Annotated in this window: 8 protein-coding genes and 1 rRNA gene; 6 read left to right on the forward strand and 3 right to left on the reverse strand. The window is 58.6% G+C overall.

The features are described from left to right. The first annotated feature begins 27 nt into the window (after nucleotides 1-27). Entirely contained in the window at nucleotides 28-393 is a 366-nt protein-coding gene (locus tag NQL71_RS23120) for a hypothetical protein (protein ID WP_046815411.1), read from the forward strand. Nucleotides 394-468: 75 nt separating this feature from the next. Here the strand turns inward: NQL71_RS23120 and lapD are convergent, their stop codons facing one another. Together lapD and lapG are read right to left on the reverse strand one after the other, a co-directional pair. Further along, nucleotides 469-2,415: a cyclic di-GMP receptor LapD gene (gene lapD / locus NQL71_RS23125; RefSeq protein WP_274643350.1), complete on the reverse strand. Its 1,947-nt coding sequence runs from the start codon at nucleotides 2,413-2,415 to the stop codon at nucleotides 469-471. Between the two features lie 14 nt (nucleotides 2,416-2,429). Next, entirely contained in the window at nucleotides 2,430-3,125 is a 696-nt protein-coding gene (lapG, locus tag NQL71_RS23130) for a cysteine protease LapG (protein ID WP_046815413.1), read from the reverse strand. 199 nt (nucleotides 3,126-3,324) lie between these two features. Between lapG and NQL71_RS23135 the strand changes: the two genes are divergently transcribed. The 5 genes from NQL71_RS23135 to NQL71_RS23155 all read left to right on the forward strand — a co-directional run bounded on the left by NQL71_RS23135 (nucleotide 3,325) and on the right by NQL71_RS23155 (nucleotide 10,356). After that, complete coding sequence (locus NQL71_RS23135; RefSeq protein ID WP_046815414.1) at nucleotides 3,325-4,035, forward strand: GntR family transcriptional regulator; 711 nt, start codon at nucleotides 3,325-3,327, stop codon at nucleotides 4,033-4,035. Between the two features lie 693 nt (nucleotides 4,036-4,728). Beyond that, the gene (locus NQL71_RS23140) at nucleotides 4,729-5,505 is read left to right on the forward strand and encodes a DUF3050 domain-containing protein (protein ID WP_274643351.1); all 777 of its coding nucleotides are present in this window, start codon (nucleotides 4,729-4,731) and stop codon (nucleotides 5,503-5,505) included. Further along, nucleotides 5,502-6,431 (forward strand): diiron oxygenase, encoded by a 930-nt coding sequence (locus tag NQL71_RS23145; RefSeq protein ID WP_077186215.1) that lies wholly within the window; start codon nucleotides 5,502-5,504, stop codon nucleotides 6,429-6,431. The genes NQL71_RS23140 and NQL71_RS23145 overlap by 4 nt, the downstream gene beginning before the upstream one ends. A gap of 13 nt (nucleotides 6,432-6,444) precedes the next feature. Further along, nucleotides 6,445-9,861 carry a non-ribosomal peptide synthetase gene (locus NQL71_RS23150; protein WP_274643352.1) on the forward strand — a complete coding sequence of 1,139 codons (3,417 nt, stop codon included), beginning with the start codon at nucleotides 6,445-6,447 and terminating at the stop codon, nucleotides 9,859-9,861. A 27-nt stretch (nucleotides 9,862-9,888) separates the two neighbouring features. Further along, nucleotides 9,889-10,356, forward strand: a complete 468-nt coding sequence (locus tag NQL71_RS23155) for an SRPBCC family protein (RefSeq protein ID WP_274643353.1) — start codon at nucleotides 9,889-9,891, stop codon at nucleotides 10,354-10,356. Between the two features lie 92 nt (nucleotides 10,357-10,448). Here NQL71_RS23155 and rrf read toward each other — a convergent pair. Further along, nucleotides 10,449-10,564: ribosomal RNA gene (gene rrf, locus NQL71_RS23160) — 5S ribosomal RNA — on the reverse strand. Nucleotides 10,565-10,623 lie beyond the last annotated feature (59 nt).

Below are 10,623 nucleotides of genomic sequence, written 5' to 3' on the forward strand. Positions count from 1 at the left end.
ACGCTGTTCACTCTTGAGGGATGCTTGATGTTCTTCGTGCAACGCAATACAGACGGTCAACTGATGCGCGTGGAAGCCGAAGCCTACGCCGAATCCACAGAAATGCTGCCGGCCGATCACCCTGACCTCCAGGCCTGGTTCGCCAATGAAGTCATGGCCACCAGCCACAAACAACTTTTGCAAATCAAACAGCTCAAGCAGCTGCGCCAGAGCGACCTGGAAATGATTCGGGTACTCGATGACTTGATCGCCGTGCTGATCAGCAAAGGGGTGATCCTCGTTACGGACCTGCCAGGGCCCGCGCAGACCAAACTCATGGACCGCTTCCAGGCACGTGAGGCGCTGGGTGGGTTGAGTAGCCTGGTTGAGGATGACGAGGAAGGCTTTATCTGAAGGCCGGGAAATAATTACACGATCGCAGCCTTCGACAGCTACAGGCCTGCGAAGGCTGCGACCTTTGCTATTAACTTACGCCCAAGGTCTGGGCTCACCCACCAACCGCCCCTGCACGCCGTAAACGCCCATCTCGCGAATCACCGCCAACTCCCCTTCCGTCTCGACCCGTTCGGCGATCAAAGGCAGATCAATACTATGGGCCGCACGTTGGACGGCTTCGATAAACAGGCGTTTGTCGCTTTCCTGATCGATCGCACGGATGTAGCTGCCGTCGATCTTCAAGTACGCCAAACCCAGCCGCGCCAGGTTACCGATCATGCTGAAGCGCCCGCCGAAATGCTGCAGGCTCAACGAGAAGCCGAGCGCTCGTAAACGCCGCGTCAGCTCTTCGAGACTGGCTTGCTCCGGCAACTGCTCTTCGCCAATTTCCAGGGTCAGTCGCGGCCCCAGATTGGAGTGCGAACGCAGCGTGTCGAAGAGCGCAGTCAACGCTTGCGGATGCTCCAGGGTGGCCGACGACAGGTTTAGCGCCAGCGACTCTTCGTGCGTGCCCATCTGCTCCAGTACCAGCTCCAGCATCAGCCGATCCAGTCGGGCCGCCCAGCCAAACCGCTCCAGCCACGGCAAGAAACGTCCGGCGGGAATGCTCTGGCCCTGGTCGTCGGTCAGGCGGGAAAGCACTTTGTAGTGCAGCACCAACTGCGTGTCCTGACTGGCAACCACGGGTTGGAAAAACAACTTGAAACGTCGCTGCACCAAGGCCTGGTCCAACAGGGTGTGCCAGGCATGATGGTCGTCGCCGACACCGGCCAGGGCACTGCGATCCAGGCAGACCCAGTTCGAATCGGTCTGGCCTTCGGCCTGCGCCAATGCCTGATCCGCCAGCCCGAGCACGGTTTGCGGGGCATCGCCATGAATAAACGGCGCCAGCCCGATTGCCGCCACAGAGGGGACGTCAGTAGCGCCGGTCGCGTAAAGACTGGCCAGGGCCATGTCGAGGTGCTGCGCCAGCTGCACCGCTTCCTCACGCACCAGGCCCGGGGCCAGAACGGCGAATTCGCCGCCTCGAATCCGTGTGACCAGGTTGTTTGTTTCCGGGTATCTGGCGCACTCGCGGGACAGCTGCTGGCCGACCGCCTGGAGCAATGCATCCGTGCGCTGGCCGCCAAGCCGCTGGTTCAACCCGGCCAGATCCTTAACCCGCAACAGCAGCAAATAACCGGAACTGGCTTGCTCGGGATTGCTCACCCTGGCGTTCAACTGCATCTCGAAATAACGACGGTTCGCCAGCCCTGTCAGGTTGTCCTGATAAGACTCGACCCGCAGTTTTTCACTGCGCTCGGCCTGCTCCTTAAAGAGCGCCTTGAGCTTCTCGACCATCTGGTTCATGGCTTGCACCACACGACGCAATTCCGGAGTGCGCGGCAATTGCGCCAGGCTGAGAAACTCGCGGCGGGCAATGGCGTGGGACTGCTGGACCATATAGTCGAGGGGCTTCAATTGCCGACGAAGCAACAGCGCGCCCAGTATCGCGCTGACCACGCCACAGATCAGCAACCACCCCAGGCTGCCCAACGCGCTCTGCCACAGCTTGGCCAGTGCGAACATCGGGTGACTGACCACCTCGACCCGCGCGGCCTGCTCCCAACCGCGACTGACAATCGCATCGCCTCCGGCGGGCTCCAGGCCAATCAGTGTGACGAACCAGTTTGGCACCTGGGTATCGGCCGCAATGCCGCTGCGTTCGACCAGGGTCTTGTTACTGGATAAATCGACGACGCGGATGCTGGCGTAATATCCGCTGTCAAAGATTGAGCTGACCAGCAATTCCGTCATCGCCGGGTCGTCGATATTCGGCGTCAGTGTCAACGCCAGCGCCGTCGCTGCATCTTGGGCATGGGAACGCAGTTGGTTGACGTACTGGGAGCGCGAGCTTTCCAGGCTGACCATGAAGCTGCCGGTGAAGGCGACGACCAGGAACAGACAGATAGCGATCAAAAGCTGTTTGAACAAAGACATCTGTGGTCGTGCTCCTAGTTAGTCGTCTCGACCGGAAATCCTTCGGCCTGCATTTTTTTCAGTACATCCTGCCAACGGGATAACCGTTTGGTGTCACCCACCTTCTGATTGCCCTTGGCCCCCGGCAACCACAACCCTTCTGCATTGAAAGAGTAGACCGGCAGCAAATCCTTTCTCTGGCTGGCCGGCCTGATCGCATCGATAAGACTGTCGAGCACCAGCGGCTCGGCTTCCGGGTAGGAGTAGTAGGTGAGCACCATGTGCGCGCGATTCAGGCTCAGCGCCTTTACGTAGGTGATACGCAGCTTGTCACTGGAAACGCCAAGGTGGCGCAGACTGAAATATTTGGCGATCGCATAGTCTTCGCAATCACCGGCGCCTTTCCACAGGCCTTCGACGGGGGTTTGCCAGTAATCGACCTGTTGCCACAAGTCGATGTCTTCGACATAGCGCAACTGTTTATTGAAGAACTGGTTGACCACATTCAACTGGTCCAACTCGCCAAGCTGCTTCTGGCTGGCCAGCAAGTGCTGCCAATCATCGATGCGTTGCTGGCCTGCGCCCAAAGGTCCGTACAATGCCTGCGCCCGTCGACTGATCAGGGAAAAATCCCAATCGGCATGCAGCCCGCCCGGCATCACGCCGGCCAGCAGCAATGCGCAGGCCAGCCAGCGCAGCATCCGTGGAATCGGGAAAAAACGTGCCGCCAATGCGAGGCATCCAGGATAGGCAGTTTAGAGTCGGTTGATGGTGTAGGTTAGTACAGCAAAAAACAATGGCACAGTGAGATCATCGATAGCGCGCTAAACTTGAAATAAGGCGCCTTGCTGATAGTTTGACAAGCTTTAAGGCAGTCACTAGTGTCAGTTGGATCCAAAAAAATAACTCATTCAAACAGGGTGCGTTGTAGTGACACAAAAACCCAACCCGCTCAGCAGCATCAAGGTCAACGGTCCCATTGCACCGCACCTGGCGCGCTCGGTTATCGAAGAAACCTTGCGTTCGGCCATTCTCGACGGCCGCCTGCCGTGTGGCATCGCTTTGCGCCAGCAAGACTTGGCGGATCTCTTCGGTGTCAGCCGCATGCCCGTGCGCGAAGCATTGCGCCAACTGGAAGCCCAGGCTTTGCTCAACGTGGTTGCCCATAAGGGCGCTGTGGTTGCCCCGCTGGTCCAGGGTGATGCAGTGGAAACCTATGCCCTGCGGATTCTGCTGGAGTCCGAAGCACTGCGCCTGTCGGTCCCGTTGCTCGAGGCGGCAGATCTCGAACAGGCCGCGCGTTATATCGAAGAACTGGAGATGGAACAGGACTACACCGAAATTGGCCGGCTCAATCGCCTCTTCCATATGTCGCTCTACAGCAAGGCACCCAATCGCCGGCTGCTGAAACTCGTCGAGGACGGGCTGAACGAAGAAGAACGCTTCCTGCGCTTCAACCTTGAAGCCATGGGCCTGGGCAAATTATCCCAGGAAGATCACCGTGCCATGTGGCGGGCCGCCAATGCGCGGGATGTCGAAGGATCGGTGCAGTTGCTGGTAAACCATCTCAATCGCGGGGTTGAGGTCATTACCCGTTATCTCGCGAGCCCGGAAGCCAAGAACAGAACAACGTCGTCATAAAGGACTGCGGCAAGCCCGGGTGAACCGCCTTCGCTTGCCGCCACGTTTTGCCGCTGATAGCCCGCGCATAATCTGCTTACAAAATCCCCCCCGCTCCGCTCCAGCCTGTTGTAGCCACGTCCAACCCCTTCACCTGTGGCCCAATATCCCCCCGACTTCGCTATGCCTGAGTGATGGTTGACGCCTTGAATTACGCTCACTCTTGGGTTGCCAGCAAAAACGGAGGGGCGACGCATCACGTAGAGCAGTCGCCGCACCAAGGACATACGCAAGGAGTATTGCCCGGGAATGGAAGAATCGGCGCCAACCCTCGTCAAACTTCCCCCTCAGATCATTTCAATAAATCCCAGTTAGAAAGTTGCTTCGAGTGAGGCATTCACTCTTTATTAAATTCTGAAATATATAAGACAGAAGAAGCAACTACGCCCATGTAAAACTTTACCCAAGAGTTTTATCGACACTTCTCGCACACCATAAAGTTGAAACTCAAATTATCAACAAAACAACTTGCCTGAATCTTTATTTGTGTATTAGTTTTTCCACGCCCCAACCAATAACGGCTGTGACGGCACAAGACACGACCTGGATATACGAACCCATACATTGTCTTGAGGTATTCGCTCGCCGACAGAAAATTTAAACAGCCGTTACTCATTGATCAAAGCTCATGCCCGACAATTGAGAGGCCCACAAATGAAACCCGTTAAAGACCGGCTTGACCTAAAGAAAGCTGAACTTTCTGCCCATCCAATTTTCTCCGAAATCAATTCGTTGTCAGTGTTGCAACGGTTCATGGAAACCCATGTATTTGCCGTTTGGGATTTCATGTCGCTGACCAAGCGCCTGCAGCAGGAATTGACCTGCATACAATTGCCTTGGCTGCCACCGGGAAATCCGCAAGCCGCCCGGTTGATCAATGAAATCGTCCTGGGCGAAGAGTCCGATAACCGACCTGACCAAGGTCACTACAGCCATTTCGAGTTGTACCTGGATGCGATGCGTGAAGTCGGAGCGAGCACCGTCGCCGTCGAACGCTTCGTGGCGCTGCAACAGGAAGGCGTGAGCTACGACGTGGCGCTGCAAAGTGTGGACGCCCATCCAGCGGTGGCCCGCTTCGTTCGGCAAACGCTGCACACGGCGCTGCATGCGCCAGGCCACAGTGTCGCGGCGGCGTTTGTGCATGGTCGCGAGAGCGTCATCCCGCAGATGTTCCAGCGCATTCTCGATGACTGGGGTATCGACATCGGACAGGCGCCAACCTTTCGCTATTACCTCGAACGGCACGTTGAGGTCGACTCCGAAGACCACGGCCCGGCCGCCGAAAAACTGCTCGTTCACCTGGTCGATGGCGACCCGCAACGGGCAGAAGACGCCTACGCGTGCGCCATCGCGGCCGTGGAAAGTCGCATCGCCCTATGGGACGGACTGCGCCAGAGCATGAGCGAGTCCCTGGTGGAGGTGGACGCATGAACGCCACCGACTACCAGTCCTTCGCCGACGCCTGGGAGAGCCGCGCAACCATCCGCACCCGTCCGCGTCGTGTGCTCGAGAACGACGACAAGCTGATCTACCCGTTAAGCCGCCAACCCCTGGTGCTCAGCGAGACGTTCCTGCGCGAGTGCCCTGGGCAACGGGATTTCGCCTTGGTACAGACGCTCTACAAATTCATCAACGACGTGGTTATTTTCGAAACCGAGATCGTCGACAAGATCGCCCGCAGCATCGCCAAGAATCGCTTCGCCGTTGAATTTCCGTTCGCCTGCCGCTACGACGCCATGACGGTGGTGGTGGACGAGGACTATCACGCCCTGGTGGCCATGGATTTCATGCAGCAGACCGTTGCCATGACAGGCATCGCCCCCATCGACCTGCCGCTCGAAATCGAGCTGAGCCAAGCCATTCCAGCGGCCGTCGCGCTTGCGCCGCCACACTTGCGCAACGCTGTCGAACTGATCTGTGTGGCCATCGCCGAAAACACCGTGACCGGCGATGTCTCCGCGTTCGCCAAGGACGACACGATCAAACAGTCGATCAAGGGATTGATGGCCGACCATCTGCTGGACGAAGGCCGGCATTCCGGATTCTGGTCGCGGATGGTGCGCATCTACTGGCATACCGCGTGCGATGACGACCGCCAGTGCATCGCGCGGATCCTCCCGGTGTTCATCGAGCATTACCTGACCAACGAGATCCAGCGGTCCTTCGACTTGCGCTTGATCGACGCCTTGCAGATCGGCGATGCCGCACGCGATGCACTCAAGAGCGAGGTAGCCGGTTTGGAATTCCCGATCAACCGCCACCATCCGCTGGTGGCCAACATCATGCGATTTTTTCGCAGCAGTTCGCTGCTCGACTCGCCGTGCGTGCAAAGCGCATTGAGCGACTACCTGATCTGACGAGGAGCCCAACATGAGACGTCTCGACATTCTGCTCGTTGGACCTAGCCGGGCCCTCGATGACCTGGCGCTGGAGCTCGAACAACAGGGTCATGAACCGACACGGGTAACGGCGCTTGACGAACAGCCCCCCAAGTATCCGGATCTTGTAATCGATGACGCCAGCCTGGACGTACCGGCTTTCAAAGATGCGCCGCGCCTGACGCTGCAACTGGGTATCGACCCTCCAGGGGCTTCGAGCCTGCCGTTGCTGGACCTGTTGTGCATCGTCGGTTCGACATTGCTCACACGCGTGCCAATCGCCGATGAACCTTCGGGCAACGGCCAGGCGCTACGTCAGCGCGCGGTGGCGGAACTGGTGGATCACGTGGCGTTGTTGGTCAGCCGCTTCGCCAGGGACGCCATGTATTTTCGGCCGGACGAAGCAACAGCCTCTGCTCACATGGGGGCCGTTGAAAGCCTGGTGTTTCTCGACAGCCTGGCCTTCGTCCATCGGCGCAATGCGACCGCCGATCCCCAACTGCTGAAACTGGCGCCGGTACCGATGATCGAGCGGCTGGAGCAGCGCTTCATTCAGTGCGCTGAACGACCCGCGCTGAATGTGGCAGGTACCGCCCTCGACTACGGCCATTTACATGCTCTGAGTCGGGCGATCCAGCAGCGATTGCTGCCTTTGCTCGATCAGCATGACGGCCCGGTGGTGGTAGGCGTCTGCCTGCCCAAATGCAGTGCGCTGTATGCGGGAATCCTGGCCATCCTGGGCTGTGGTGCGGTGTACCTGCCGCTGGAGCCAGACCACCCGCCGCAACGTCAGCAATACATCCTGACGAATGCCGGCGCGGTGTTGCTATTGCATGACGGGCGGCACCCGCTCGCGCCCGACATGCCGCACCTGGATATCACCGCCATCGACGCCGAAGAAGTGGACATCGCTCAACCCTTGGTGCGCCATTCTTTCGGCCCGGACGCGCCGTGCATGGCGCTCTATACGTCGGGCACCACTGGCCATCCCAAAGGCGTGCTGCTCAGCCAGGCTAACCTCGCACACTTTACTGCCTGGTACGCCGACTACGTGCAACTGACCGAGCAGGCTCGAGTGCTGCAATTTTCGTCACTGGGCTTCGACTCGTCGCTGATCGATATCTTCCCTACCCTGTTGCAGGGAGCCGAACTGGTCGTCCCCAGCGATGATCAACGCCGCGATCCGCAGCAACTGGTGGAATTCATCCGCGGCCAGCAATTGAGCCATGCCTTCTTGCCACCAGCATTGCTAAGCATCCTGCCGCTGGAGCCGTTGCAAACCCTTGATCACATAATGACCGGGGGCGATGTCTGCGAACCTTGGGTCATCGAGCAGCTGTCGCGCCAGGGCAACCTCTACAATCTCTATGGCCCCACAGAGACCACGGTGCTGATCACCGCCAGGCAAATGCAGGCCGGCGACAATAATCGGACTTTGGGTAGTCCGATCGCCAATACCCAGGTGCTGATTCTCGATGACGATCTGCAACCGGTGATCGAGCAGACCATCGGCGAGCTGTACGTCGCAGGTCCTGGTGTATGTCTGGGCTACCTGAACGACCCGCAGCAGACTGCCGAACGCTATCTGAACCTGACCCTCCCGGATGGCCAGACCCTGCGTGTCTATCGCACCGGTGACATGGCGAAGTGGACAAAGGGTGGCATCGAGTTGTGTGGCCGCCGGGACAACCAGGTGAAAATTCGCGGCTTTCGCGTCGAACCGGAAGAGATCGAGCGCTGCCTGCGCGACAGCCAGTTGTACCGCCAGGTAGCAGTGGTCATCGACAGTCATCGAAGAATTCTGGCGTATCTCGCCCAACCATGGGAAGACCGGTTTGGCGAGGCGCAACAGGCCCTCAAGACCCACGCCCTGCGGTCCTTGCCGGATTATATGCAGCCTGTTGCGTGGACGGAACTGACGAGCTTGCCGTTTGCCAGCAACGGCAAGGTCGACCGCAAGGCGTTGCTTGAGCTGCCGGTCAGCGTCAGTGAAAACACCCGCAGACGCCTGCCCGCAAACGCCGATGAGGCCCTGTTGCTCAAGATCTGGGCCGAGCTGCTGGCGTTGCCCAGCCACGATATCTCCACGGACGAGAGCTTCTTCAACCTGGGCGGCCACTCAATCCTGCTGTCGCGCATGCTCCTGCGTTTGCGTGAAGAGTTCGGCCGCAGTATTTCGATCAACCGCTTCATCGAACTGCCCACCATAACCAAACTGGCGACGCTGGTGCGCGGCTCTGGCAGTGAAGAAGTGCTGAGCGAACAAGCCATGGCCGATGCCCTGCGTGAACTGCAAGTGCAGCCATTGCCTGTCAGTCGCATGGGCGATGTGCGCAAAGTGATCGTCACCGGCGCCAACAGTTTTGTCGGTGTGCACATCGTCGAAGCGCTACTGGCTTGCGGTGCCAGCGAAGTCGCTTGCCTGGTTCGCGATGGCAATGACCAATCGGCTGACGAACGCTTCACCCAGGCGTTGCGCGAGAACCGTCTTGAGCATCTGGATAGGAGCCGGGTTCGGGTTTACCCGGCCGACATCACGCGTCCGGCGCTGGGACTGACTGACGACGACTATGCGCGCCTCGATCTGGAGTTCGGCGCCTTGGTGCACAACGCCGCCAACGTCAATCACGTACTCGATTACGGGTCGCTGGCTGGGGACAACGTCGAACCGATTTTCGAATGCCTGCGGCTGTGCGAAGGGCGCAGCAAAAAGATCTTCAACTTCGTCTCGACACTCTCGGCCTCCAGCACAATGACCGCCGATGGCCGGGTCCTTGAACAGCCCGCCGCGCAGACTCCGCCGATCTACATCAAGAACGGTTACAACCTGTCCAAATGGGTTGGCGAACGCATCCTCGAACGTGCCAGGGAACGCGGCGTGCTGGTCAATCTCTACCGCCCGGGCAACATCAGCTTCAACAGCCTGACGGGGGTGTGCCAGCCCCACAAGAACCGTTTGATGCTGATGCTCAAAGGCTCGATCCAGCTCGGCCAGGTGCCGGAGTTTGCACTGAACTTCGACCTGATGCCGGTGGATTTCCTCGCCCGCTTCATTGCCTTCCACGCCAGCCGTTATGAGCGTGACAAGGCCGTGTTCAACCTGCACAACCCCGAACCGCTGGACTGGGGAACCTACGTGACGTCGTTCCGCGAAGCCGGTCGGGAGTTTTCATTGGTCAGTGTCGCCGACTGGCAAAGGCAACTGGGCCGTGTCGACAGCGACAATGCTCTGTTTGGCGTGCTGGGTTTCTATCTCAACGGCTTCGAAGAAGACATCGGTGACATCTCGATGATTAGCCACGCGAACGCCCGGGCCGGTGTCAGGCAGATGGGCGCGCACTACCCGGAAAAATCCCCGGCGCTGCTGCGCCGCGGCTGCGATTACCTCAAGGAAATCAATTTCATCTGACTCATCCCAAACAAACGGAGCAAGACCATGAACACAATGCAACCCGATACCCTGATCAGGAACCCGCAAGGCTGCCACGTCGTGTCCTCTGTGGAAGTACCCGCCGATGCCGCGCAAGTCTGGGCGGTGGTGGGCAATTTCTCTGGATTCGATCGGTTCATCCCGGCGTTGTCGCACATCGAGATGACCGGCGAAGGCGTGTCATCCCTGCGCAAGAAGTTCTTCAAGGATGGCAACCTGGTGGTGGAGCAACTCAACTCCCGGGACGATGAAGCGCTGAGCATGACCTGGACCACGATCTACAACACCTTGGGTGTGGGCAATCTGTGGGCAGCGATGCAGGTGGAAGCTGTGGGTGCGGGCAAGTCCGTGGCGACCTGGACCATCATCGCCGAACCAGCGCAGGGCGCTTCTGCCGCATTACCAGGGTTCAAGGACTTCGTGCAGGGCTTTGCCGATGATTCGATGAGAAACGTACTGCAGTTGTTTTCGTGAATTGGCTTTGGGCATTCGCGAGAAGGCTCACTCCTACGCCCAAAACGACAAAACCCCTGTCTGCGCTAGCAGACAGGGGTTTCGGAATTGAATCTTGACGATGACCTACTCTCACATGGGGAAACCCCACACTACCATCGGCGATGCATCGTTTCACTTCTGAGTTCGGGATGGGATCAGGTGGTTCCAACGCTCTATGGTCGTCAAGAAATTCTGTGTGCCAGTACGTCGTAACGACGTGCCAGCGAATTCTTGATGTTTCTACTA

This window comes from Pseudomonas serbica, assembly GCF_028823535.1.
In the GTDB taxonomy this organism is placed as follows: Bacteria; Pseudomonadota; Gammaproteobacteria; order Pseudomonadales; family Pseudomonadaceae; genus Aquipseudomonas; species Aquipseudomonas serbica.

What these genes read in the sequence shown, in the direction of transcription:
- NQL71_RS23120 (WP_046815411.1), top strand. Translation starts at nt 28, where the DNA reads ATGTTCTTCGTGCAACGCAATACAGACGGTCAACTGATGCGCGTGGAA.
- lapD (WP_274643350.1), bottom strand. Translation starts at nt 2,415, where the DNA reads ATGTCTTTGTTCAAACAGCTTTTGATCGCTATCTGTCTGTTCCTGGTC.
- NQL71_RS23140 (WP_274643351.1), top strand. Translation starts at nt 4,729, where the DNA reads ATGAAACCCGTTAAAGACCGGCTTGACCTAAAGAAAGCTGAACTTTCT.
- NQL71_RS23145 (WP_077186215.1), top strand. Translation starts at nt 5,502, where the DNA reads ATGAACGCCACCGACTACCAGTCCTTCGCCGACGCCTGGGAGAGCCGC.
- NQL71_RS23150 (WP_274643352.1), top strand. Translation starts at nt 6,445, where the DNA reads ATGAGACGTCTCGACATTCTGCTCGTTGGACCTAGCCGGGCCCTCGAT.
- NQL71_RS23155 (WP_274643353.1), top strand. Translation starts at nt 9,889, where the DNA reads ATGAACACAATGCAACCCGATACCCTGATCAGGAACCCGCAAGGCTGC.